The sequence below is a fragment of the Bradyrhizobium australafricanum genome, from assembly GCF_020329495.1.
Classification (GTDB): domain Bacteria; phylum Pseudomonadota; class Alphaproteobacteria; order Rhizobiales; family Xanthobacteraceae; genus Bradyrhizobium; species Bradyrhizobium australafricanum.
Genome location: NZ_JAGKJL010000012.1, coordinates 115,561 through 141,322, shown reverse-complemented (window position 1 = coordinate 141,322; position 25,762 = coordinate 115,561). Strand labels below are relative to the sequence as shown.

19 protein-coding genes are annotated in these 25,762 nt (G+C 62.6%); 10 read left to right on the top strand and 9 right to left on the bottom strand.

Going from position 1 to position 25,762, the window contains the following annotated elements; translation table 11 throughout:
• Positions 1–59: 59 nt before the first annotated feature.
• A complete protein-coding gene (locus J6525_RS13665) occupies positions 60–341 on the top strand; it encodes a hypothetical protein (RefSeq protein ID WP_225160370.1) in 282 nt (93 codons plus the stop codon).
• Positions 342–430: 89 nt separating this feature from the next.
• Positions 431–1,411 (top strand): DUF4424 domain-containing protein, encoded by a 981-nt coding sequence (locus J6525_RS13660; protein WP_312009794.1) that lies wholly within the window; start codon positions 431–433, stop codon positions 1,409–1,411.
• 8 nt (positions 1,412–1,419) lie between these two features.
• On the opposite strand, the gene J6525_RS13655 is transcribed toward J6525_RS13660, so the two are convergent.
• From J6525_RS13655 to J6525_RS13615, 9 genes are all read right to left on the bottom strand, one after another.
• Positions 1,420–3,225 (bottom strand): serine/threonine-protein kinase, encoded by a 1,806-nt coding sequence (locus tag J6525_RS13655; RefSeq protein WP_225645009.1) that lies wholly within the window; start codon positions 3,223–3,225, stop codon positions 1,420–1,422.
• On the bottom strand, positions 3,222–3,998 hold the full coding sequence (locus tag J6525_RS13650) for a PP2C family protein-serine/threonine phosphatase (RefSeq protein ID WP_225645007.1): 777 nt from the start codon (positions 3,996–3,998) through the stop codon (positions 3,222–3,224). Before J6525_RS13650 ends, J6525_RS13655 begins: the two co-directional genes overlap by 4 nt.
• A gap of 6 nt (positions 3,999–4,004) precedes the next feature.
• Positions 4,005–4,706: a type VI secretion system-associated protein TagF gene (gene tagF / locus J6525_RS13645; protein ID WP_312009792.1), complete on the bottom strand. Its 702-nt coding sequence runs from the start codon at positions 4,704–4,706 to the stop codon at positions 4,005–4,007.
• Complete coding sequence (gene tssM, locus J6525_RS13640) at positions 4,703–8,254, bottom strand: type VI secretion system membrane subunit TssM (RefSeq protein ID WP_225645003.1); 3,552 nt, start codon at positions 8,252–8,254, stop codon at positions 4,703–4,705. Before tssM ends, tagF begins: the two co-directional genes overlap by 4 nt.
• Before the next feature lie 45 nt (positions 8,255–8,299).
• A complete protein-coding gene (gene tssL, locus J6525_RS13635; RefSeq protein WP_283848625.1) occupies positions 8,300–9,514 on the bottom strand; it encodes a type VI secretion system protein TssL, long form in 1,215 nt (404 codons plus the stop codon).
• A gap of 308 nt (positions 9,515–9,822) precedes the next feature.
• Positions 9,823–11,160, bottom strand: a complete 1,338-nt coding sequence (tssK, locus tag J6525_RS13630) for a type VI secretion system baseplate subunit TssK (RefSeq protein ID WP_028335406.1) — start codon at positions 11,158–11,160, stop codon at positions 9,823–9,825.
• Positions 11,161–11,208: 48 nt separating this feature from the next.
• Positions 11,209–12,585, bottom strand: coding sequence for a type VI secretion system-associated FHA domain protein TagH (tagH, locus tag J6525_RS13625; RefSeq protein WP_225645001.1), 1,377 nt, complete (start codon positions 12,583–12,585; stop codon positions 11,209–11,211).
• A 12-nt stretch (positions 12,586–12,597) separates the two neighbouring features.
• Positions 12,598–13,161 carry a DUF6931 family protein gene (locus J6525_RS13620; protein WP_225160378.1) on the bottom strand — a complete coding sequence of 188 codons (564 nt, stop codon included), beginning with the start codon at positions 13,159–13,161 and terminating at the stop codon, positions 12,598–12,600.
• A 5-nt stretch (positions 13,162–13,166) separates the two neighbouring features.
• Positions 13,167–15,035, bottom strand: a complete 1,869-nt coding sequence (locus tag J6525_RS13615; protein WP_225644999.1) for a type VI secretion system Vgr family protein — start codon at positions 15,033–15,035, stop codon at positions 13,167–13,169.
• 350 nt (positions 15,036–15,385) lie between these two features.
• Here J6525_RS13615 and J6525_RS13610 point away from each other — a divergent pair, with 350 nt between their 5' ends.
• The 8 genes from J6525_RS13610 to tssH all read left to right on the top strand — a co-directional run bounded on the left by J6525_RS13610 (position 15,386) and on the right by tssH (position 25,761).
• Positions 15,386–16,699 carry a type VI secretion system protein TssA gene (locus tag J6525_RS13610; RefSeq protein WP_225644997.1) on the top strand — a complete coding sequence of 438 codons (1,314 nt, stop codon included), beginning with the start codon at positions 15,386–15,388 and terminating at the stop codon, positions 16,697–16,699.
• 128 nt (positions 16,700–16,827) lie between these two features.
• Positions 16,828–17,355, top strand: coding sequence for a type VI secretion system contractile sheath small subunit (gene tssB, locus J6525_RS13605; RefSeq protein ID WP_092082334.1), 528 nt, complete (start codon positions 16,828–16,830; stop codon positions 17,353–17,355).
• A 17-nt stretch (positions 17,356–17,372) separates the two neighbouring features.
• Entirely contained in the window at positions 17,373–18,875 is a 1,503-nt protein-coding gene (gene tssC, locus J6525_RS13600; protein WP_018272201.1) for a type VI secretion system contractile sheath large subunit, read from the top strand.
• Between the two features lie 52 nt (positions 18,876–18,927).
• Positions 18,928–19,413 carry an Hcp family type VI secretion system effector gene (locus tag J6525_RS13595; RefSeq protein WP_016843423.1) on the top strand — a complete coding sequence of 162 codons (486 nt, stop codon included), beginning with the start codon at positions 18,928–18,930 and terminating at the stop codon, positions 19,411–19,413.
• 68 nt (positions 19,414–19,481) lie between these two features.
• On the top strand, positions 19,482–20,030 hold the full coding sequence (gene tssE, locus J6525_RS13590) for a type VI secretion system baseplate subunit TssE (RefSeq protein ID WP_092082332.1): 549 nt from the start codon (positions 19,482–19,484) through the stop codon (positions 20,028–20,030).
• 1 nt (position 20,031) lies between these two features.
• Positions 20,032–21,999, top strand: a complete 1,968-nt coding sequence (gene tssF, locus J6525_RS13585) for a type VI secretion system baseplate subunit TssF (protein ID WP_225644995.1) — start codon at positions 20,032–20,034, stop codon at positions 21,997–21,999.
• Positions 21,963–23,027 carry a type VI secretion system baseplate subunit TssG gene (gene tssG / locus J6525_RS13580; RefSeq protein ID WP_225644993.1) on the top strand — a complete coding sequence of 355 codons (1,065 nt, stop codon included), beginning with the start codon at positions 21,963–21,965 and terminating at the stop codon, positions 23,025–23,027. Before tssF ends, tssG begins: the two co-directional genes overlap by 37 nt.
• Before the next feature lie 97 nt (positions 23,028–23,124).
• A complete protein-coding gene (gene tssH / locus J6525_RS13575; RefSeq protein ID WP_225644991.1) occupies positions 23,125–25,761 on the top strand; it encodes a type VI secretion system ATPase TssH in 2,637 nt (878 codons plus the stop codon).
• Position 25,762 lies beyond the last annotated feature (1 nt).

Sequence of the window (25,762 nt, the reverse complement as noted above, 5' to 3'; positions counted from 1 at the left end):
GTTCAACTCTTTCACTGGACGGTGATAGTCCGAACTCCTTCAGCTTGCAGTGCAAAATCATGGCCAAAAACAGATTTGAGCAAGTCAGCGAAATCCAGCCCGACGCGATTACTCTGGTTTTGAGACGCGACAATGCCGGCGCCTCCGGATCGATCGTGTTGCCGGCCGCCGCAAGCGGGGGACGCCTGAGCAGCGACCAGGTCAGCGCCCATATGCCGGCCCAGGATGCCTTTCGCGGCGCAATCCGTCTCGCCAATGACATGAAGCTCGCGATCGTGGTTTGCGACCCCGATGGCGTCTGGAAACCGGAATGGGGCGACCTTTACCAGGCGATCGATTGACCCACCACGGACAGACGCTGCGGCGCCGCATGGAGACCGGCATGGCAAATGGAGCGTTAAGCGGGCTGTCGTTGAGGTCGCGAGCCTTGATCATCGTCCTGTTGGCCGCAACCGTCTGGCCTGCGCGGGCGAACGATTCCGCGGCCGAATTGTCCATCGGCGGGCTGCAATTCGTCCGCACCAAGGACGTGGCCATGGCGAGCGAAGAGCTTCGTATCGGGCTGGACCGGGTCAGCGTTCGCTACCAATTCGTCAACCAGACGAGCAAGCCGGTTGCGCTCACTGTCGCCTTTCCGCTGCCCGACATCGACCTGTCCGAAGCCGAGAACATTGCGCTTCCATCGAGCGATCCGGTCAACTTCGTCGCGTTCGAGACCAGGATCGACGGCAACCCGGTGCCGCTGACCATCGACCAGCGCGCCATGGTCGGCAACAAGGACGTCACGGCCCTCCTCCGTCAGTTCAAGCTGTCCCTGCTGCCGCTCGGTGATCGGGAGATCCGCGTCGCCGATCTGCCGGCGACAACCCGAACGAAGCTGATCGACGACGGCCTTCTGATGCCTGCCGGCATGAGCGACAACGGTCGCCAGCAATACACGCCCGGCTGGATAACCAAGACGTCCGCCGTTCGCGAGCAAGTGTTTCCAGCGGCGCATACCGTCACGGTCGAACATCAATATCGCCCGAGCGTCGGCTCCAGCCCTGACACGGTCCTGCGCGCGGGCCTACGTCGCAGCGCGGCGCTAGGCCCGGAGGTCGAGCGGTACCGGAGAGACTATTGCATTACGGATGCGTTCCTTGCCGAATTGGACAAGCGCACAGGTGACAGCCAGGCCAATACCGCAAAGCTGCAGGAGCGGCGCATTTCCTACGTGCTCAAGACGGGTGCGAACTGGGCGGGTCCAATCCGGTCCTTCACGTTGACGATCGATCCGGGCGGCGACGATCGCCTGGTCAGTTTTTGTCCAGGGCGACTCAAGCCGACATCTGCCGACAACGCGCGGCAGTTCACGGCAAGCGACTTCAAGCCGGATGCCGACCTGAAGATCTTGATGATCGGCAAGTTCTGAACGGCAGCTCAATTGGTGAGCATCACATAGCGTCCAGCCGCGGTGATGGTCACGTTGCCGCGTTGAGCTTCACTCGTCGCCTGCAGGAAGAATGTGTCGGCAGCCATCGGTCGCGGCTGGCGCAATGAATCCAGAACCCGCGGGGCTGCCACGGCCAACAGGAGTTGCGGACCGGTCGTACGCTCCATCGGCAGCGCAAAGGAAAGCGAGTCGACGCCTGGCTTCAAAAGATAGGACAGGCTGCGCACCTCGCCGCGATCCGAGACCATGAGCAGTTCCACCACCCGGTTGGCAAAATTCTCGACGGTCCCATTGAGGGTCTCACCGGCCTTCAGCTCCGTCGCCGACAGGTTGATGCGCGGCGCCCGTGCTTGATCGCTTCCGACCTGACTGAGGAATTTGACGGCCGGACATTGTGCCTGATTCACCTGCCTGACGCCGACCGAAGCCTCAAATCCCTGCTCCTTTCGAAACGCCTTGTCGAAGGTATCGAACGGGGCGGTGGAAGCGCCGAAGCCTTCAATGACGGCCGCGCTTGAGCTCACGGCAACAGGCAGGATGAAGAAGCAGTCGCCGCCCGCATACTGGGCAACATATTTGCGGATGCGCTCGGCCCGACCAGGACCGTCGGGGGACGGAGACGGCGTCACCGTCGGCTGAGACGGCAACTTCACCGGCTCCTGACGCGCCGGCGGTGGCGGAGCAGGCTCGCTCGGCGGCGCGGATGTCCCGGCGAGTTTCGGAGGTGGCGGCAAGGCCGCCAAGCCTGGTGCCTTCCAGACAAATTTGTAGAAGGTGTACCCACCGCCGCCCAGCAGAAGCAGCAGCCCCGCGACGCAGGCGCCGAGCCAGATGCGGCGGGAGTTCCGCGTGGTTGATGGCACCCGCTCCTGCAGCGCAGACGAACCAGCTTGCGACTTCGCCAATGGATCGAAGCCGTAGAGCGGTGCGGCGGACGGCTGCGCCGAACCCGCCGGCGTCCAGTTGGCGACCTCCGCCATGGTCGGGCGCAAGGCCGGGTCCGGCTGCAGCATCCTCTCGAGAAGCGGCCTGATGCGCATGTCCACTGCGCCGAGATCGGGCACGCGCCGACGCTTCTCGACCAGTTGAAACTGGCTCCCGCCCATATCGAGCTTCTGTCCGGTCAGGGCATGGAACAGCACGAGGCCAAAGCTGTAGACGTCGGATTTCGCGGTGACATCGTTGCCGTACAAGCCGACCTGTTCCGGCGACGCGTAATTGTCCTTGCCGGCGAAGCCGGAACCGATGATGGTCTTGTCACCCATCTGCGTCGACCGGGCGATCCCGAAGTCGATGATCTTCGCCCGCCTTACATCGTCGAGCGGCACGATGATGTTGTCAGGGGAGACATCGCGATGGATAATGCCGTGCTCGTGAGCGGCCTGCAGGCCCGATGCGACCCGCCGCATCAATTTGATCAGCGCTTCGAAGGTGAGCGGCCCATCGTCGAGCATGTTCGACAGCGAGCGTCCGTTGACAAACTCCATCGCCAGATACGGGCGCTGCAGTGCGGGCTCGACCGTGAACAGGAAGTAGCGAACGATTGCTTCGTGCGGAAGATTGTGAAGTGCCGCAGCCTCCCGGCGGAACAGCGCAAGCGCCGCCTCGTTGTCGACCATGTCGGGGAGCAGCATCTTGACCGCTACGGGCGATCCGGTCTGGATCTCGCGGCATCGGTAGACCTCCCCCATGCCGCCTGCCCCGATCATCGCCTCGATCTCGTAAATGCCGTTGAGCCGGGTGCCGGCCGGCACACCGCGGTAGGATGACCGAAACGGATCGTTCGCGGTCATGGTCGTGGCTCCTGATCGAGCGGCGTCCTCGTGGGCTCGGAGGATCGCGGCGCGAGCAATCGCACGATCACGATCGTGACGTTGTCGAGCCCGCCACGCTCAAGCGCGAGCGCGAGCATGTCGTCGCAGGCGGCCTGGGCAAGGCGAGTGGCCGCGTGCTGCTCGATCTCGTCGTCCCGCACGTGCCGGGTCAAGCCGTCACTGCAAATCACGAAGATGTCTTCCGGTTCGGCCGGACCGGTCACCACCTCGAGCTCGGGGTCGGCGACAACACCAACAGCCCGGGTAATGGCATTGCTCGGCCAGTCCTGGACCTCTTCGCGCGATAGCGCGCCATCGGCGATCAGCTCCTCCAACTCGCTATGATCGTGCGACACCTGTGTGATGCCGTGGCGGTTGATCAGATACACCCGGCTGTCACCCGCCCAGATGCAGGCATAATGGCCGTCGCGTACCAGCAGGACCGCCGTCGTGGTCCCGACAATGGCACCCTGCCTTTCATGGCTGAGTGCCAGGATCTGCTGGTTGGCGCTGAACAGACGCGCCTCGCATTGCGCCAGCAGGTCCGCCGCGGAGTCCGGCGCGCCGATGGAATCAAGCGACTCCACCACGATGCGGCTGGCAAGATCGCCCGCCTCGTGACCGCCCATACCGTCAGCGACGGCCCACAAGCCGACGTCGGTCCTTACCAGGCATGCATCCTCGTTCCGCGCCCGCACCCGTCCGGCGTGAGTGACGCTACCGACATCGAACAAGGAGGGGACGTGTGCCATCGCGCGTCATCCCGTCCCGGATACTTCGCGACCAACGTCGCCGGTCAGTAGCGTGGAATAGCGAAACGGATCCGGCAATCCGCGGCAACAGAGTGCGACCGGCGAAAACCCTTCGCCCCCGGCGGTCCACCAGAAACTAGCCGCGGCATAGACTTGAGGGTTGGCGCCACAGAGCGTGCCGAACGACTCGGCAAACCCATCGACCGTCGAAACCATTCCCAGCGTCGCGCCGCCCAGCGACACCACCTGCGGTCCATCAGTCTCCGGCGTCCGCAGACGCGGAAACGCGAGACGATCCAGTGCATCGGAGATCTGCTCGAACGTCGCAGCCCGGTCCAGGGTCGAGAGCAGGAACGTCTCCACTTGCCCATACCACTGGTCCTGCGGATCGATGTGTGGCGGCGACAGCGCGGCGTCCCCATCCGGCACCGCATGCAGCGTCAACGGATAGTATCGCCCCACGCCGTCAAGCGAGGGCATGATCGCTCCTGCGACGGTGGTGCCGCAGATCGCGGCGCCAAGCCAGAATCGCCAAATCGGCGCGGTCAGGAATGCTTCCTGCCAGGCCGCGCCGAGTTGATGGCGGCTCGCGGATATCCCTGCCTGCACCCACGGCTCCCAGACTTCGAGGAAGCTGCGCGGGGTCGCGATCGCGATGAAATCACGCTTCGCGCCGATCTTGCCGAATAAGCCGCATCGCATGGTCATATTCCGGTCGGGCAACGAAACTCGCGGAGCACTGACAGGTTTAGCGGATTGCGCAGCGATCCGGTCGAAATCTGATAGTTGAGCTCGCGTCCGGCAACAATGAACGTTGCGCTGGCGGATTCCGCCTTGGCGACCAGCGAGCCAGCCTCCAGCATTCGGAACAACGACCAGGGGCCGATTCGCTCGAGTACGGATGGCGAGCCGGTCTCGTTGCTGACCGAAATTGCCGTCCGCGGCGATGGGCCGGGCCAGAGGACCGTCGTCGGTGAATTGCTCTGCGGCGGCGGCGGCGGAGGAGCGGGTTGCGGCGCGCCAAACATGGAGGGAGTTGCGGCTGGTCCTGGTGTGGTTGGGCTCGTGATCGTCGTGCCACCGATCTCGGTCTTGACTGTGATGCCCGGTCCGGCCGCAGCCGGCGGCCGGATCGCAAAGGACACCGCTGGCACACCGCCGCCAGTTTGGAAAAACGCGTCGCGGATATAAGCGGCATTCTGGAACTGCTTTAGCGTATCGGGCGAGAACGACCGGCCGACGGGGCTCTCCTTCCGCCAGACCCATTCGGATCGCGACGTATCCGCATAAGGCGCCAGGAACTGAGTGAAGAACTTGTCCATGACACCGTTCGGGCTGAACAGCTTGGCGAAGTCGGCGAGCGGGACTTCCTGTCCGCTGCTCCGTACGAACGGGTAGCGGTTGGTCACCGTCTGCTGACAGACCGGCGTGACCTGATCCCGTAACGACTGCAGGATCTGGCCGGCCGTGGAGGCGGCGATGCTGCCTTCGAACTCCCCGGCCGCCGCCCGCAGCATATCGGAAAATGGTGGCGGCATACGCGAGGCATTGTTGCGCAGCGCCGCAACCTGGGTCTGAAGCCCCGCCGTTGCTTGCGCCGTCAGCTGCGGATTCTCGACCATCAGCGTCAGATTCTGCGCGATGTCGTTCAGGTTTGCGATCGTCGAGTCGATCGGCCGGCGGGTGCTCTCCCCTTCAAGCACTGCATGGTAGGGTTTGAACTGCGACTCGATCGCCGCACCGGGCGTACCATCCTGGGCGTTGTTGAACAGCGCCGGCGCGGTCACCGCGGGCGGCGCGGCCGGCGTGCCGCCGCTCGCCGGCTTCGGGCGTTCCTTGGTCAGCATCGTCTCATCGCGCACCGACTCCAGGATTTGCCGCATCGGCGAGGTCGGCGCCGAAAGCGCCCTCAGCACCTCGTATTTCGGCTTGTCCGCGAGCAATTTCTTCAGACGCAGACTGCCGAGTGCAGTCCGCCACGTCGTCACGAACTCATTGGAGTAGATGCTGAGCAGATCGCCAGCCAGATTGTCATACTGCTGGTCGATTGCCGACTGCTGGCCGGCGTCACCCAAGACCCAGCGCTCCCGCTTCATGCGCTCTGACAATCCGGGCAGTCGAGCGATGAACTTCTGATTGAAGCCGTTGTAGGTGAAGAACTCGGGCACCCGCACGTTGTCCAAGGGTTGCCCAGTCGTGGTTTCGAAGACAACTGCCACGTCCGGACCGCCTCGGCGGCTCGCGATCCAGTCGCCGGCGGTCGATCCACGAGCCTCCGACTTCAGGAACTCGTAGGCGCGTTGCGACACGCTGAGGCGCGCCAATGAATTCTGGGCCTGCTTGATCAGCCGGCCGTCAAGCTCGACCAGTGGCGGCTGCTCGGTTTCGAGGTCGAACATGGCGACGAGATTTTCATCGAGCAGACGCCGTCCCTCCGCGTTGGTCGCGCCAGGATACAGGTTGTCCGCCCAGTCGCGCTGCATCCAGGAACGGATCAGCTCGCGGTCCGGGGATTGCAGGCCGCCGAGCATCAGGTAGACCTTCAGCGCCTCATAGACGAAGGCAGGCTCGTTGATGCGCGCATTGAGCTGCTCTTCCAAACGGTACAGCAAGCGAGGCCTGAACATGCGCTCAAGCGCGGTGTGATAGGCCGCCTTCGCGGGCGACAACAGGCGCGCGTGCTGACTGAGCCCGTAGCGCGCCGACAGTGCGACCGGCTCATTCCGTGAGGCATAGCCGGCCGGGGCGTTCCGCAGCCGATAGAGCAGCGGCAGCACCTTGTCGAGATCGTGATCGGCGATCAGCGTTTGCTTGATGAGCGGCGCCCCGGCGGCCGCATACTCGTTGTCCGCCTGCAAGCTCTGCTCGATCAGGTCGGAATTGCGCTTGTAGCTGGTCAGCCACGCACCGATCAGTCCGATCGCCACCAAACCTATCACCGACAGCGCCGCGGTCTTGAGGATCAAGGCGCGGCGCACCGCAGCGCGGTCGGTCGAGACCCAGTCGGCCTCGCCGATGATGACCTTCGAAATCAAATCGGCGAGGAAATAGCTCTTGCCGGTTCCGGAGTACGATCCGGCACCGACTTCCTCTGCGCCGAACGTACGCGCCAACGATCCGATCAATTGATCGATCGGCGTACCCTGCTGGGTGCCCGACGTGAAATAGAACCCACGCAGATTGGCGTTCACGTGATACCGTGTCGGCTCAAAAATCTGGTTGAGGAAATCGTGGATCTGCGGCTTGAGCCGCGCCATTTGCGCCGGGAAGCCGAACAACTGCACCCGGTGCTGCGGCGTCGGCTCGTCCTGCAGACGGTCGAGCGTTTCCTCGCTCAGGCGCTCCAGCAGGCGATCGAATTCGACCGGGACCTGCCCCACCAGATTCTGGGTCTTGTCGGCGGTCTGGAACGTGGCGCCCCAGACCTGGCGCCGGCCGACCTCGCCGAGATAGGCGAAGTATTCGGTGAAACCGGCAACGAGATCGGCCTTGGTGAACAGCGCGTAGACCGGGAAGCTCACTTTCAGCCTTTGATGCAGCTCGAGGAGCCGCATCCTGATGGCATCGGCATGAAGCGCGAGTTCCTGCTTCGGCAGCGTCAGCACGTCTTCCAGACTGATTGCGACGAGAACGCCGTTGATCGGCTGGCGCGACCGATTCTTCTTCAGGATGTCCAGGAAGGACAGCCAGCTTTCCTTGTCGGCCTTGCTGTTTGAATCCTGGGTTGTGTAGCGACCGGCGGTGTCGATCAGCACCGCCTCCTCGGTAAACCACCAATCACAGTAGCGAGTGCCGCCGACCCCGGCGATCGCCGCCGGCGTCGCCCCGCGCGCGAGCGGAAACTTGAGCCCCGAATTGACCAGCGCAGTGGTCTTTCCCGCACCTGGCGGACCGATAATGACGTACCAGGGTAGATCGTAGAGATATCCGGACTTGTTGCCGCTCGCGGTCTTGAGCGTTGCGAGCGCATCCTTCATGCGCTCCTTGAGCACCGGCTCGTCGCTGACAGCCTGGTCCGCACCGCTGACGCCCTCGGCGATCTCCTTGGCATTCTTGCGTCGCTTGAAGAAATGAAGGCCAGTGACGCCTGCGGCCGCGGCGCCGAGCAGCAGGATCGCGATCTGGCGAACGATGTGATTTTCCAACGGATGCCAGTCGCCGAAAGCAACGAAGGGACCGGCAAGGTAGATCACGGCCCCGAGCGAGCTGAGCCCGACTCCATAGAGAACGATGCGTAGAATGTCCTTAGCGAGCATATTGACCGGTACCTGTCGCTTATCGCGTGAGCTTCTGGCGTCCGCCTATTCGCTACGTTCGATGAAGATTTCGACTCGACGGTTTTTGGCACGCCCCTCGGGCGTCGAATTGCTGGCAATTGGTGAATCCGATCCCTTGCCGTCGACATCAACGCGCGAACCATCGGCCAGGCCGGGTTTCAGCGCGGCGGCAACCGCCTTGGCGCGCTCGACCGACAATTCGAAATTCGAGGGGAAACGCACGGTGCGGATCGGCGAGCTGTCGGTATGGCCAACCACCCGGATTCGCCCCGGCTCCTTGTCGAGCGTCGCCGCGACGCGGGCCGCGATCGGCTTGAAACCATCCAGGATGGTTGCCTGGCCCGAGGCAAACAGTGCGAGATCGCACACCCTGATCACGATGAAGCTCGCCGTCTGATCCGCGGTCATGGCGCACGCCGTCTTCTCCTGCGCAAGCGCGTTGCGAATGCGCTGCAGCTGGGTGATGCGGTCCGGCGGTGGCGGCGGAGGCGGTGGTGGCGGCGGCGCAACGACGCGGCGCTTGAGCTCGATCGGATCGCCGGGATGCAGTGCCAGCGCTACTTGCGCCGCATTCTCCGCACGGCCAGCCAGCAACGTTCGCAGAACGAAATAGGATCCGGTTAACAGCGCGGCGACCACGGCCGCCACCAGCCAGACCGGAATGCGCAAGTGCTTCCGCCGACCGGCCAAGGCCTGTCCGCGCCAGTGCGGCGACAGATCGTTGGTCGGCTTGGGCCGAACCCGGCGTAGCGTTTCATAGAGGTTGCGCTGGATCACCTGGAGGGTCGCAAGCCCGCCCGGCGACGTTCGGTGAATGCCCTGGAATCCGAGCGCAAGGCAGGCGTGCTGAAGCTCGAGCACCGGATAGTTGACGAGTGGATCGGTCTTCAAGTGGTCGAGAATCTCGAAGAAGCGTACGCCGCCCACGCGCTCGCCGAAGAACCGGCTGAGCATCGAATATTGGGCCCAGACGTGCCGGTCGTCGGTCGGAATGTGCTGCACAATATCGTCGGCGGTCGCGCACAGGATATACTTTGCCGTATTGGCCTGGTGCTCGGAAATGCCCGCCGAGCGGATATCCTTTTCGAAGAATTTGATGGCGTCGGCGACCTGCTCCATCAGGCTCGCGAATGACGCCCGCATCAGCGCGACGCGCAGCCGGCCAAGCAACTGCAGCAAAGGGCCGCCGGCGCGCATCACCGGATTGGCGTTTGGCGCAACCAGATCGTCGACACGCAAGGGCGGTCCGGGCGGCAGGATCGGTTGCGGCGCCTGAGCCTGCGCCGGTGTCGAAATCCATTCCTCTGAGGGCTGGCTGGTCGGCGGGGCGGCGTAGCTTGGGCTCTGCGGTGTGGGAGAAAATGAGGGCGGCGGCGAAGGAGCACCAGGAGAAGTCATGGGCGATGGCGAGTACGCTGGACGGCTGGCAGGTCCCTCGCCTGCCGGAGGTTGAGGAGCCGGAGCCGGCGGCATCTTCCCGCCGGGGTTCGGACGGATGATGGTCCGTTCACCCCGACCGAAAGGATTAACCGGCTTGTCCCTGTCGGTCATGGCCGCTCTTCCAGGATGGCCCAAAGGTACAACTCAAGCTCCGGCCAGTCGCCGGAAAAATGCATCCCGATCGAGGCCGCTGTGCTGAACTCGGGCCACAGCGGCGACTTGCGATCGAGATAGAAATAGACGTGGTCTGTGATGGCTCGGATGTGCGGTGGCGGCGTCGGCAGATGCACCAAGGTCAAACCCGGCAGGTTTGCGTGGACGATCTCGGTCATTTTCGTGTTGGGCCCGACCTTGAACAGGTGCGGGAATTCATTCTGAATCTCCACGAGAGGCCGCCGCGCGGCGACCTCCAGCACCAAGGTCGCATTCCGGAACAACGCGCGATCGCGGATCGGCGATACAAAAGCATTTTGGGCGCGTTCGATGATCTCCAGACGAATCGCCCGCCTGCCCAGCCGCGCGCTCAGGAAATCCTGGATGTCGCGCACCAAGGGCGTGAAGACGTATTCGAGGTTGTCGTGATCGTATGCCGGGTAGTCCCGTGCGCGTCGTTCGGTGGTCGCGAAGGTCGCGAGCTCACCGGCAAACCTCAGCAATTCCTCGTACAACCGCTCGGGATGTACGCTGCCGGACCGCTTGAAATGAGTCAGCACCGGAATGGTCCGGTTCAGTACCTGCAGCACGAGATAATCGACGCTCTGCAAACCGCCGCCGGACGACGGATCGACCGCGTAGCGTGCAAGCTCGTCGAGCTTGGTCTCGACCCAGCCGATGATTCGATTGAGCCAGCCATCGACAACCGGATGCGCGGCGCAGACCAGCATCGGCGGCACAAACTTGTCGTCGAACAGGATATTCTTGTCGCGCACTTCGAGGATGCGAGCGATGCCGAGACCCATGTATCCCGGCTTGCTCGTCTTGCGCAGCTCGAACGACAGGCGCGGATAGACAACGTCGATCTCTTCTTCGATGCGCAGCGCCGAGGTTGAATCGATAAACGTTTCGGCGGTCCGAACGTAGCGACTTGCGCTGTCGGTGCGATCCTCATCCACCTCCCGCGTATTGGGAGCCGCGACCGGCATCATCAGCCAGACGATCTGGCCTGCGGCCGAATCCGGCACTTCGATGGCTTCCGGGATCGGACTGTCGGCAGGAATATCGAACGGCGTTCCGTCCGGCATGACGCCGGTCGCACTGCGCACGGCGAATTTGCTCTGCTGAGTAAGATCGTTATCGATCTCGAGCTGGGCAAAGCCCCAGGGATACGGTGTCGTGTAACGAACGCGTTTTTCCAGCAGATGCTCGAGATAGCGATCGTTCTGCTGCAAATGATGCGGCCGCAGGAACAGACCTTCCGACCAGAAAACTTTGCTGTACCAAGACATTCCTACATCCACTTGGCAATGATCGGCGACTGCATCGTCACCGACAGTTCACTTTGACCCCGACTTGTCTGCGCGGTCGTAATATTCGGAGAAATGCAGCATGAAGGTATCGATCGGCGCGCTTTCGTCGCGACCGAGATGCGCGTTCCAGCGCGTCAAGAATTCGTCCCAGAGCTTGCTCTTGTTCGAGCCAAACAAGGACCGTGCGCCGCGCTGAAGCTCGAGCTCGCGCGCCATCAGAGTCGGATCGATGCTGGCGATTAGTCCCCGGACGGCATGCTGCATTGCCGCATAGGTCTTCAATTGATGGGATTTGAGGTCCTTGAAGCCCTGGGCGAACGCATGCGGCGCATCGAGGTAACTGCGGGTCGGCGGCCCGAACAGGATACGCATCGCGTCTTCCGCGGTCGGCGAGAATTTCAGCGGATTGTTCTCGATGGCCTGGATGGTGGTTTGGCTGGTGCTGCGCGTCAGCTGCTTGGCCTGGGTGCGCGCCTGCAGCAGGGCCATCAAGTTTTCCACGGTCATGCGCAGGATGACGCCGAGCTGTTCCGCGAGTTCGGCCTCGGTCTTGTCGGCAAAGAAACCGTCCGGCAGCCCGGCAGCACGTGCGACCAGGCGCGCAAACTCGGGATTGCCGATCGACGCCGCCGTGGCCGGTACCGGCTCGGCCAGTTGCGGCCGCGACGCTCCCACATGCCCCGTCGGTGAAGGCGCCGGCGGTGGCGGGGCAGCCGCTTCGTCGTCGGCCCATACCGACGGTCGGCGCGGCGTCGGCATCGCGTGCAACGCGTCGACCGGCGGTTTTGGCGTGGCGACCGGACCGGCTGCCCAGCTCATGTCGTCGTGCAGCGGCGGCTCGCGTTGAGGCATCTGCGACGAATGGCGGACAGGATCCACCCCCGCCGCGGGAACGCTCGCTGCCCAGTCCAGGAATTCCGGATTGACGGGCCGCGCGGCCTCGCGCGGTTTTCGCAACTGCTGCGGGTCGATTGGCGGCGGCACGTCGCGACCGGGAGCCCACAGTTCCTGGTAATCGGCGTGCTGCTGAGCGAGCGGAGCTTGCTGCTGCGCACCATGGCTCGGAGTGTCCTCGGCAGGCTCATCCAGGTCCAGCGAAACGCCAATGACATAGTGGCCGATGACGAGCCGATCGCCGTTGCGGAGCCGATGCGCTCCCCGAATGCGCTGGTCGGCACCATTGAGAAAGGTGCCGTTGGTCGAGACGTCGTGCAGCCAGTAGCCGCCGTCGCGATAATGGACCTCGCAATGCTTCCCCGAAATCATCCGTGCCGGATCGGGCAATGTCCAATCGAGATGGCGGTCCCGGCCAATGTCGACCGAACGCCTTCCGGTGACAGTAAATGACACAGGGCCGCCGTCCGGAAGGTTCGGCTCGTTCTCGATGTTGAAGCGAAGCACCATCACATCGTCTCGTCAGCGTGGAGGGCGCGGTTCGCCGCGTGCCAATTGAATACCATCCTCCAGGCAGGCCGTCATTATCCGGTCCCTGGACTCACGGGTAAGCCGGCAGAGGCCGATCAAAAGGGCTGCGCGAACCGCTCGCGCTGTCTGGTCCGGCTTGGCTTCGACCGGTGCAAATTCCGCGGGAACCACGCTTCCGCCAGACCAACCCGCCGCCAGCGCCAGCCAGGTCGCCGGCTGCTCGGGATCGTTGGCGTTGCCGACCGCCAAAGCCTTGTTGCGCGATTGCTCGTCCGGTTGCCGGACCCAGGTCTCGGCAAAACTGAGCGACCTGCCTTCATTGCCGTCGAAATGGTCGAACATCTGCCGCAACGAGCGACAGCCCCAGGCGACGGCCACGCGCCTGGGGAGCAGATACGCACAGAAGGATACAGCCTGGTGCCAGTTGCCCGCATCGGCCGCCTCCTGCAGGAAATCCAACGACAACTTGTCCGGAGCGGCTTTGCCGACGTCGTAGCGCGCCAGCGGATAAGCTTCAAAGAGATCGTGGACTGTGCTGAACCGAACCTGATTCATGGCTGTCAGCCGACAATGGTTGGCGTGCCGTGGGCAACCAGCGGGCCGCCGGCAGCGAGCGCCATGGCGGCCTGCGCGGTCATGGTGATGGTTGGCGCGTTGATGACGATGCCGGCTGGAGACAGGATGATCTGGCTTGGACCAACCTGCAGGGTGATGTTGACGTTGGCCGTGAGGGTGATGCTCAGGCCCGCATCGACGGACTGATCCATCGCCAGCTTGACGTGCTGACCGCCCAATTGGATATCAAGCTTGTCGTTGCCGTTCTTGAGCGTGGTCTTGCGAGTATCGCCGCCGAACGCCGCCTCACCGATGGTCCTGGTCTCGGTGTCGCGGACCGTGACGTCGTAGTCCTTCTCGGCATGCAGGGTGATCTTCTCGGACCCTTTCTTGTCCTCGAAGTTCCATTCGTTGTAACCGCCGCCTCCCTTGGTCGAGTCGGACTTCAGACCCGCAATCGTCTTCTTGGACGGCAGGTCGTAAGGCAGCTTGTATTCATCGTTGTAGACGGTCCCTATCACCAAGGGCCGGTCGGGATCCCCTTCCAGGAATTCCACCACCACCTCCTGCCCGACGCGCGGGATGATCTGACCGCCCCAGCGCTTGCCGGACCAGACTTGCGCCACGCGCAACCGGCACGACCGCTTCTTCTTCCGATCCCAGAAAAAGCGAACATAGATTTCGCCCAGCGACTCGACGTCGATTTCCTCGCTGGAATTGTCGTCCTTGGTGACGACCTTGGCTGTCTGAATGCCGTTGATCCTCGGCTTCGGCGTCGTCATGGGAGATCGAAACGGCCGATCGCTCGGCAGAAATTCGTAGCTGCCGAAGTAGACGTGCTGTCCGGCGTCGCCGGGGCCGCCAGTGCGATAGGATTCGATGGAAAACGAATGCGCTGCCCGTACCACGAGATATTCGACGTTCTGCGAGTCTTTCGAGTGCTTCTCGAGCTTGGTTAGTCCGCCGGGAAACAGATTGACGGCGTCGCCATTGCCCCGGCGGCGCCGATCCATCGCCTGCTCTGCCTGGAGCTGGATCTTCGCGTATCGCTCGCCGTCGGATTTCTCCTTGAACTTGCCGGGATAGTCGTAGAACTCCATCTCGGATCGCGTGTAGTGCTCGGAGCCCTTGGCGTCGCTGATCATCTGCGCGTTGGGCTTCTGGTAGTTGTAATCGTTGAGCTCGATCTTCCCGGTGCGGAACCGGCGCTCGGAAGCCCATTCATAAATATGCTGCTCGCCGCGACGATCGGAGCCGGTGAGCGGGATGTAGGGGATCTTCGCGAGACCGTTGATTGGACTGTGCGAGGACTTGGAGTCAGCCAGCACCAGCGTGTGCTTGCCGCCCTCATGCTTGAAGAAGTAGTAGATCCCGTGCTGCTCCATCAACCGGCACACGAAATCCAGATCGGTCTCGCGATATTGAACGCAGTATTCGAGCTTTGGACATGAGCCCTCTTCGGTAAGCTTGGACTCATAATCGGTGAAGCCGCGCTCGTTGAAGACCTCCTTGATGATGTCGGGCGCCTTCTTGTCCTGAAAGATCCGGCAATCGGTGGTCCGCGACAGCAGCCACAACCAGGGCCTCAGCACGATCCGGTAACTGAAATAGTCGTTCTTCACCCCCAGCCATTGGGCTTCCGTGAGAATGCCGCTGAACTCGCGTTCCTTCTCGTGCAATTTGATGGTGAGGGTGCACTGCTTGCCGATGGCCCGATCGAAGTCGAGATCGGCTTCCTCGCTGAGACACTCGATGCGATATTCGAACAGTTCACTCAGACCTTCGGCGGCCTCGAACCGGGCAAAAACCAGAACGTCCTTGCCAAGGGGGGTCTTGAGCTCGCAGAGGCGGGTATCCTGGGTAAGCTGGCCCATGTGGGCGTTAAACTCCCTCGTTGACCGCACGAGCTGCGCAACCGGCGCATCGGGCGGTCAAGCACGAACGACCGAAATCCGAGCCGTCCATCGGTGGGATGGCCGGCAAGTCCGCTCGGTGTCACCTCTCCTGGCGCGGCAACGCACCCGCCTGGGGAAGCCACTGCGGCACTCATGTAGTCGGTTCCAAGCGCTTGCTGGTTCACGGGAAACCGCCATCATCGCGGGAATGAACCGAGGCCGGTGTTGATCTGACCTACCAGTCAATCGGATCATGATCCCCCGCGTGATCCGCCAGATGTCATGGACCTGGTCGAGGGGCCAGGGCCTCGCAGACGGATCCTCCTTGCATGCTCGACGTCGCATCCCTGACCCAGCCCATCGACCCGGACGATCCCTGCGGGCCCGACCTCGATGCGGCCGGCGACGTCCAGTACCTGAACTTCTTCGCAGCTGCGGAATCGCTGCTGCCGATGTCGTATTTCGAGGTCGTCAACGCGAATGGAGAGCGCGGACGCTTCGACCCGAAGGCCATCGATATTGCCGGCCAGTTCGCCGCTGCCCAGCCACTGTTGGCTCGCACCCGCGATCTGCGCCTGACCATGCTGCTCGCCAAGTTTTCCATCCTGAACCGCGATCTCGATGGCTTCCTCAGCTGCCTGCGGGCAACCACCCTGCTGCTCCGCGAACAATGGGAAGCGGTTCACCCCAGGGGCGAGGACGGCGACTATGCCTTTCGGGCCGTCACCATCGAGGCGATCGACGTGTTTCCGACGGTGATCAACCCGCTCCAATTCCTTCCCCTGATCGAAAATCGACGGCACGGCAGCCTCAACTACCGAGCCTATCAGATTGCCAAGGGCGAAATTCCCGCCGGCGATGCCGATGTCGACATGCCGGATCTCGGAACCATCGAGCGCATCGTCGGCGAGACCGATCTCGACACGCTCAAAGCGGTGAGCGCCCGGTGTTCGGCGGTCGCTGCCGAGATTGCCGGCATCAAATCGGTTTGGCACGAAAAGTTGAACTCGGGGCAACCCATCAGTCTCGACCGGCTGGCGGGCGTCGCGAATGGCATGGCCGGCTGGCTCGCGACTCTGGTCGCTGCACGCGATCCGGCCGCAGTTGCCTCATCCCCGGAGGAGACCGCTCAAGACGGCCCGCAGCCTCCGATCGAAATCGCCGGCGCAGTGACGTCACCCGGACAGGCATCCGCGGCGCTGGTGGCGGCTGCCGACTACTTCGCTCGGAAGGAACCGTCGAGCCCGGCGCTGTTGCTGGTGCGGCAGGCGCAGGACATGGTTGGCAAATCGTTTATCGAAGTGATGCGGATGCTGATGCCGGCCCACGTGGAGACCGCCGCCATCAATATCGGTCGCGACAAGGTCTTCGACCTGCCGATCGAACGCATGGCGGAATTCGCCACCTCGCTCCCGTCCGCGGCCGAAAACGAGGCTCAAGATGCTGTTTTTTCAGTCGAAAACAGAGCCCAGGCGTTGGACCTGCTGAGCAAGGTTGCCTCCTTCTTCCGGGCCGCAGAGCCATCCAGCCCGATCCCGTTCCTGGTCGATCGCGCACGTGAACTCGCACAGCGAGACTTCCTCAGCCTGCTGAACGAAGTGCTGCCCGAGGGCGCTCTGAAGGCGATCGATAAATCGAATTGAACCCGCCTTCCGTTCGACGGGACTAACTGAACGGAAGGAAGCTCCGCCGACGAAAGACCGAGGCACTTCCCTGCCTGCGTCGCGCAAGTCGGCTTCCGCAGAGATTTTTTTGTGAAGAGGGCAATCCAATGGCAACCGACAGCGGTCAAAAATTCATTCGCCGAAACCGCGCACCGCGCGTGCACATCACTTACGAAGATCCCTACGATGCCGAGCGGCTGATCGAGCTGCCGTTCGTCATGGGCGTCCTGTCCGATCTTTCCGGCAACAATCCCGGCATCGAGAAGACGAAGGTCGAGGAGCGCAAGTTCCTCGAGTTCGACATGGACAATTTCGACAACCGCATGGCGGCGATCCAGCCCGGTGTGACGGCGCGCGTCGCCAATCGTCTCAGCGACGGATCCGACGAGAAGATCTCCGTCAACCTGCGCTTCAACAAGATATCCGACTTCACGCCGGTGGCGGTCGCCCGCCAGGTGCCGGCGACGGCCAAGCTGCTCGAAGCGCGCGAACAGCTCGCCAACCTGCTGCGCTACATGGATGGCAAGGTGGGCGCCGAGGACCAGCTGAAGAAGCTCCTCGCCGATCCTCAACTGATGGCCGCACTGCGCGAGCGCGCGACCAGCCAGTCCACCGAATCCGACAGCAACAGCTAAGGGAAGGAATGGGGACCATGGCAAAAGAAGCAATTCACAAAGAGACCACCACCAAGGTCGGGACCGTCGAGGCTGACGAGTTTGCTGCCCTGCTGAAGCAAAGCTTCAAGCCGCGCACCGAACGTGCGGCGACCGAAGTCGAGAACGCGGTGTCCACGCTCGTTCAGGAAGCGCTGAAGGATACGAGCGTCATCAAGTCGGACGTGCTCGACACCATCGAGGAGATGATCGCGCGGATCGATCAGAAGCTGACCGCGCAGATGAACGAGATCCTGCACGCGCCCGAATTCCAGGCGATCGAAAGTGCCTGGCGCGGCCTCCACTACCTCGTCTTCAATTCCGAGACCGACGCCAATCTCAAGATCCGGGTGATGAACGTCTCCAAGAACGAGCTGTATCGGAACTTGCGGCTTTATCCCGATGCGCGTTGGGACCAGAGCCCGCTGTTCAAGCAGATCTACGAGTACGAATTTGGCCAGCTAGGCGGCGAGCCGTTCGGCTGCCTGATCGGCGACTATTATTTCAGCCACCTTCCCACCGACGTGCAGTTGCTCCGCGATCTCAGCAAGATCGCCGGCGCCGCGCACGCCCCCTTCTTCAGCGGCGCCGAGCCTACGCTGATGGGAATGGATTCGTGGACCGAACTGTCCAACCCTCGCGACATCGGCAAGGTGTTCGACACGCCGGAATATGCCGCATGGAAGGGACTGCGCGATCAGGACGACTCGCGCTATCTCGGCCTGTGCATGCCGCGCGCGCTGGGCCGCCTCCCCTACGGCGCCAAGTCGGAGCCGGTGGAAGAGTTCGCCTTCGAAGAGGAGACGGACGGGCACACCGGTGACAAATACGGCTGGATCAACGCCGCCTATGCGATGGCCGTCAACATCAACCGCGCCTTCAAGGAGTTCGGCTGGTGCACGCGCATCCGCGGCGTCCAGTCCGGCGGCGAGGTCATCAACCTGCCGACGCATACGTTCCCGACCGACGACGGTGGCGTCGACCTGAAATGCCCCACCGAGATCGCCATCAGCGATCGTCGCGAGCACGAGCTTGCAAAGGCGGGACTGATCCCGCTGATCCATCGCAAGAACACCGACAAGGCCGCCTTCATCGGCGCCCAGTCGCTCTACAAGCCGAAGAAGTATTTCGGCGACAAGGGCGTCGATGCAACCGCGTCCGACAACCTGTCGTCACGCCTGCCCTACATGTTCGCAGTATCCCGCTTTGCGCATTATCTGAAGTGCATGGTTCGCGACAAGATCGGATCCATGAAGGAAAAGGATGAGCTGACGGTCTGGCTGCAGACCTGGATCAACGAATACGTTGATGCCAATCCGGCCCTGTCGTCAGAAGCTCAGAAAGCGCGCAAGCCGCTGGCCGCTGCGAAGGTTGAGGTCATAGCAAACGAGGAGAACCCGGGATATTACAACGCGCGCTTCTTTCTCCGTCCACACTTTCAACTGGAAGCGATGGACGTCGGTCTCAGTCTCGTTTCGCGCCTGCCAGGCCCGAGCTCCTGACGCCGCGCTATTGCAACCGTCACTCATCAGAGAATTTTGAAAGGGCTATGCTATGGCTGTCGACATCTTTTTGAAACTCGATCCGATCAAGGGCGAGTCGCTCGACGACAAACACAAGGACGAAATCGACATTTTGAGCTGGTCGTTCGGCGAGAGCCAAAGCGGCACATTCCACAGCGGATCGGGCGGCGGCGCCGGCAAGGTCGCCGTTCAAGACCTCCACTTCACGCACTTCGTGGACAAGGCGACACCCGAGCTTTTCAAGGTCTGCGCGAATGGAAAGCACATCGACAGCGCCATTCTCACGGTACGCAAGGCCGGTGAACACCCGCTCGAATATCTCAAGATCGAGATGAAGCACGTTCTGGTCTCCAGCGTATCGACGGGCGGATCGCACGGCGAGGATCGCCTCACCGAAAACGTCAGCCTGAACTTCCAGAAGGTTAAAATGACCTACAAGACCCAGACGGAAAAAGGCGGCGCCGGCGCGTCTCCGGTGTTCGGATGGGACGTTGCGGCCAACAAGGAATGGGCCTGATCGCAAGCTTCCTGCCCGGCGCCGGTTGCCAATAGCGGCAATCGGCGCGGGAGGTACGGGGACCGTCAATGACCGTTACGCCAAGGAAGGACCGGCTCTCTCCGCCATTGATGCTGGCCTTTCGTGCGGCTCATGACGCGCGCGATGCCCGCAAAGCACTCGAATTGCGCGATCAGTTCGGCGAGCGAGTGATAGCGGGACGGCGCAGCGCCGGTCGTTTCCCGATCTCGGAGACGCTGCTGAGGCGCGAGGTTTCGCAGGACGTCGAAACACTCCTCAATACCATTGCCCTCGAATCGACGCTTGACCTGACGGGTCGCGGCTGCGTCCGCACCTCGATCCTGAACTATGGCTTCCCCGATATCGCGAACCGTTCGATCGACGAAGTCACCGACGAGGAGCTCAGCGATGCCCTGCGCATGTCGCTGACGACCTACGAGCCGAGGCTCGATCGCAAGTCCATCCGGGTGCGGCGCGACACCTCCGTGGGCGCCGAGCAGCTCAAGCTGCGCTTTGTCGTGCATTCCGACCTGAAATGCGAACCGCTCAACGTGCCCGTGGAATTCGTCGCAGACGTCGATCTCGACAGCGGCGATATACAGATCAACCGATTATAGCATGAACCGCGAATTCCTCGACTTCTACAATCGTGAACTGTCGCTGCTGTACGAGCACGCGGAGGGTTTTGCCGAGGAATATCCTGGTATCGCCGAGCGCCTCGGCGGCCTGGTCCGCGACCGCTCCGATCCGATGATCTCAGGCCTGCTGGAAGGCGCTGCATTTCTCGCTGCGCGTGTCCAGCTCAAGCTCAAGCACGAGTTTCCGGAATTCACGGCGAACCTGCTTGAGCAGCTGGTTCCGAACTATCTTGCGCCGACTCCGTCCGCCATGCTGGTCAAGATTCAGCCGACCTACGCGGATCCGGCATTGCGCGACGGCAAGAAAATCGCGCGAGGCGCCTATTTCGACGCGAGCTATCGCGAAAGGGAACGGAGCCTCGCCTGCCGATTCCGGCTTTGCCGCGATATCGTGCTTTGGCCTTTTGACGTCACCGGCGCCGAATATTTTGCGACCGCGGGCGCGCTGCAGGCCCTCGGGATTCCAGTCGGCGGAGAGGTCATCGCCGGACTCAGGCTCTCCTTGACGCACCGTACCGCCGCGCGACTCGACGAGGAGCCGGCGGACGCGGAGACTCGCAACAAGCCGGAGACCTGGTTCGCCGGTTGCCGCACCAGCGAACTGCCCATCTACCTGACCGGCGCCGAGTCGGATGCCATCGCACTTTACGAACAACTGACCTCGAACTGCGTCGGGCTCTATTTTCGCTATCTCGACGATTTCGGCGATCCGGTCGTCGTCCGGGCTCCGAACGACTGTGTGCAGCAGGTCGGCTTCAGCGAGAATGAATCCCTGTTTCCGAATGACAACCGGGTCTTTCGCGGCTCGGAGTTGTTACGGGAATATTTCGTGTTTCCGCGCAAGTTCCTTGGCGTCAATCTGACGCAACTTCGCGCTGTGATGCCGCGGTTGCGCAGCAAATCCATCGATATCGTCTTCGCGTTCGATGAACACAACTCGCGTCTCGCCGCCTCGGTCCGGGCGGATACGTTCAGTCTCTACACCGCCCCGGCGATCAACCTGTTCGAGAAGACCAGCGATCGCATCCCGATCAAGTCGAATACCTACGAATACCACGTGGTGCCCGACCGAAGCCGCTATCTCGAATATGAGCCGCACCAGGTGCTGGAGGTTTACGCGCACTTTCCGGCGGAAAAGGACAAGCGCCGCGTGCGTCCGCTGTACTCCGCCGCCGTCGACCGGACGGCCGGATCGGTCGAGGGACTTTATTACACGGTTCGTCGGTTGCCGCGCCGACGCACCGTCGAAGAGAAGACCTATGGCGCGGCCTCGGACTATACGGGGACGGACATGTTCCTCTCGCTGCTCGAGCCCGGCGACCCGAGCGGCGACGGATCCGCCGCCGAGCTGAGCGTCCGGGCGCTGTGCTCCAACCGGCATCTCACGGAACATCTGCCGGTCGGCCAGGGCGGAGCCGACTTTCGCCTGCTGGACGACACCTCGCTCGAGCTGATGTGCATCGCCGGCCCCACCCGACCACGCGAGCCGGTGGTGGCGCAGTTGCGCAGCCGCAGCGAAATCGCCAATAGCGGCGTCGTCAGCTGGCGCCTGATCAACATGCTGAGTTTGAACTATCTCGGCCTCGTGGAACGCAGCGGCGGCAAGAACGCCGGAGCACTGCGGGAGATGCTGTCCTTATTCGCCGACCAGTTCGACGATGCGACGGAGCGAAAGATTCGTGGCGTGCGCAGCGTCGAGAGCAGGCCCGTGGTGCGGCGGGTGCGTGAGCGTACCGGCAGCGGCGCGGCGCGCGGCCTGGAGATCACGGTCACGCTTGACGAGAAGGCATTCGAGGGCAGCGGCGCGTTCCTGCTCGGGGCTATGCTGGAACGCTTCTTCGCCGACTATTCAGGCTTCAACACCTTCACCCAGACCGTCATCTCGACTCCGGAGCGCGGCGAGATCATGCGTTGGCCAGCCCGCATGGGCACCCGGAGGCCGCTGTGACGCTGATCGACCAGATGAAGGCCGAGCCCTGGCGGTTCGATTTCTTCCAGACGCTCCGCCAGCTCGAGCGATGCAATCCGGATCGGCCGCGGATCGGCGACAGTGCAGCGCGTCGCGAGGAGTTTGTCGACCTCGGGCAAACCCCCTATCTGGAATTTCCCGCCTCCAATCTGAGCTCGGTCGACGACCGCGATGGCAGGCTCAAAATTCTGGTCAAATTCCTCGGCCTGCTCGGACCGCAGGGCGCGCTGCCGCTGGCCACCACCGATGAGAGCGTCGGCTGGCAGTTGATGCGGGACGACGCTTTCCCCCGCTTTCTCGATCTGCTGAACGGACGCTTTCTGCAGTTGTTCTTTCGAGCCTGGGCAGACGCACGGCCGATCGCCCAGCATGATCGGCCATCCGACGACCGCTTCATCGCTTATGTCGGCTCCTTCGCCGGCCTCGGCTCCGATATTTTTGCCAATCGGGATACCGTGCCTGACATGGCGAAGCTGAGCTTCGCCGGGCTGGTTTCACCCAGAGCGAAATCCGCATCACGACTGGCGCGGCTGCTGCAAGGGCTGTTCGATGTCAGGGTCGAGATCGACGAGTTCGTCGGCACGTGGCTCCCGTTCGACCCGAGCCATTGCAGCCGGCTCGGCGGGACGCACGCCAGGCTCGGTCACGACGCGCTCCTGGGCTCACGCGTGTTCAGCGTCGAAGACAAGATCAGGGTTCGCGTGTTCGTGAAGGATTTTGCTCAATACGAGCAGTTCCTGCCCACCGAAGCGCCGAACCTGTCCGAGCCCCTGGCTGACGCCGTCTACTTCTACATCGGCGACGAACTCGAGTGGGAGGTGGAACTTGCCATTCCGGCGGGAGCGGTTGTCCCGATGAAGCTCGGGCAGAGCGGACGCCTCGGATGGACCAGCTGGGTGTCGCCGAACTGGGCCTCGACCGAGGAGTATCGGCGCGATGCACGCTTTCACCTTGCCGAGCGTCTCAGAGCCCGGCGCAACGCTGCGACTGATCAGCAGCCGATTTGAACCTAAGCATCGCTCCGATTGTCCTAACATCATGGGAATTCGAGCCGATTTCCGCGACGACCCGGCATCGTCCAGGGATTGAGCAGGAGGCGCCATCGTGACCGATATCAGCCTTGAGGCCGTGACTGGCAAACTGAACCGGGCCGGCTACGATGCCTTCATACAGGCCCTGCGCCACGCCAAGAGCGTCAGCAACCGTAATGTGGAGCTTGCGCACTGGCTGTTTCACATCCTGCAACAGGAGCGGACCGACCTCAGCCTGTCGGTGGATCACTACAAGCTCGACCGCTCGCGGCTGCTGTCGGACCTCGCGGGGGTCATCAACGGTTTCCGCAAGAACGAAACCGACATGCCGGGCGTCGCCAATTCGGTCATCGATATTCTCGACCGTGGCTGGCACTACGCCACGCTGTTCTTCGGCGAGACCCAGATCCGCACCGGACATCTCCTGGTCGCCGGATTGAAGTCGAACGAGATCCGTCGTGCGCTCAACAACATCTCGCAGGAATTCGCCAAGATAAATGTCGACGCATTGGCTGCGGAGCACCGCGCCATCTGGGCAGGCTCCGAGGAGGAGACCATGCGTCCGATGGACGGCTCCGGATTGGCCGGTGCCGGTACTGACGGTACGGACCGCGCGAATCCCAAGGGGACGACACCGCTCGACCGGTTCTCCCAGGATCTGACCGCCAAGGCCAGATCGGGCCAGATGGACCCGATCCTCGGTCGAGACGACGAAATCCGCCAATTGATCGACGTGCTGATGCGCCGGCGGCAAAACAATCCGATCCTCACCGGCGAGGCCGGCGTCGGCAAGACTGCCGTGGTCGAGGGATTTGCCCAGCGCATTGCCGCCGGCGAGGTGCCGCCGCCGCTGCGCAACGTCAGGCTCTGCGCGCTGGATATCGGCCTGATGCAGGCCGGTGCCTCGATGAAGGGCGAGTTCGAGCAGCGCCTGCGCTCGGTGATCGACGAGGTACAGAACTCGCCTACCCCGATCATCCTGTTCATCGACGAAGCGCACACGCTGATCGGGGCCGGTGGCGCCGCCGGCACCGGCGACGCGGCCAATCTCCTCAAGCCTCCCCTCGCCCGCGGCACGCTGCGGACCATCGCCGCGACCACCTGGGCAGAGTATCGCCAGTACATCGAAAAGGACCCCGCACTCACACGGCGCTTTCAGCCGATCCAGGTCGATGAGCCGGATGTCGAGACCTGTTGCATCATGCTGCGCGGTCTCCTGGGCCCGATGGAGAAGCACCACGGCGTTCGCATCTCGGACGCCGCGATCGTGACCGCGGTCAACCTGTCGCATCGCTACATTCCGTCCCGACAGCTGCCGGACAAGGCGGTCAGCCTGCTGGACACAGCCTCGGCCCGGGTAGCCATCAGTCAAAGCGCGACGCCGGCCCTGATCGAGGACGCTCGCGTCGCCATAGCGGCCCGCGAGGCCGAACGATCGGCGCTGGTCAGCGACGGCGACCTCGGGGACGAGAACAGCGAGCGCATCACCGCGATCGACGGCGACATAGCGACGTTGAAGGCCAAGCTGACCGCCCTGGAGGCCGACTGGGCCAAGGAACAGGAGCTCGTCAAGGACATCCGCAGCATTCGCGAAATCCTCTCCGAGAACGGCGACGAAGATCGAGCCACCAAACGCGTCGAGTTGCGCGGCAAGTTCGAGACACTGGAGGGCATCAATCCGGAAAAGCGGATGATCTATGCCCATGTCGACCAGCAGTCGGTGGCCTCTGTCGTGTCCGACTGGACGGGTATCCCGACCGGCAGAATGATGCGCGACGAAATCGAAACCGTCCTGAAGCTGCCCGAAATTCTCAATCGACGCGTGGTCGGCCAGTCCCATGGGCTGACGATGATTGCGAAACGAATCGAGACCAGCCGCGCCAAGTTGGACAATCCGTCCAAGCCGATTGGCGTTTTCATGCTGGCCGGACCGTCCGGCGTGGGCAAGACAGAAACCGCCCTCGCGCTTGCCGAAACCCTTTATGGCGGCGAGCAGAACATGATCACGATCAACATGTCGGAGTTCCAGGAGGCTCACACGGTCTCGACCTTGAAGGGCGCACCTCCGGGTTACGTCGGCTATGGTGAGGGCGGCCGGCTCACCGAAGCGGTCCGGCGCAAGCCCTACAGCGTTATCCTGCTCGACGAGGTGGAGAAGGCCCATCCCGACGTCCATGAGATCTTCTTCCAGGTGTTCGACAAGGGAGTCATGGAAGACGGCAACGGCCGGCGAATCGATTTCAAGAACACATTGATCATTCTGACCACGAACGTCGGCACCGATCTCATCATGAGCCTGGCGCGCGATCCCAAGTATCGCAACGAGCCGGAAGAACTCGCCAGGCTGCTGCGGCCTGAATTGCTGAAGCTGTTCCCTGCCGCCTTGCTTGGGCGCATCGTCTCGATCCCCTACTTTCCGCTTTCGGACGAGATGCTTGCCGGCATCGTCAGATTGCAGCTCGACCGGATCGGACAGCGCCTCCGCGATAATCACAAGGCTGCCTTCGGTTACGACGATGCAGTCGTCGAGCACATCGTATCCCGTTGCAACGATCCGGACTCCGGTGGGCGGATGATCGATAACATCATCACCAACACGCTGCTGCCCGAACTGTCGCGCGAATTCCTGAGCAAGTCTCTCGCCAAGGAGGAGGTCAAGCAGACGCGCGTCTCGATCGTGAACGACAAGTTTGCATATTCGTGGAACTGAC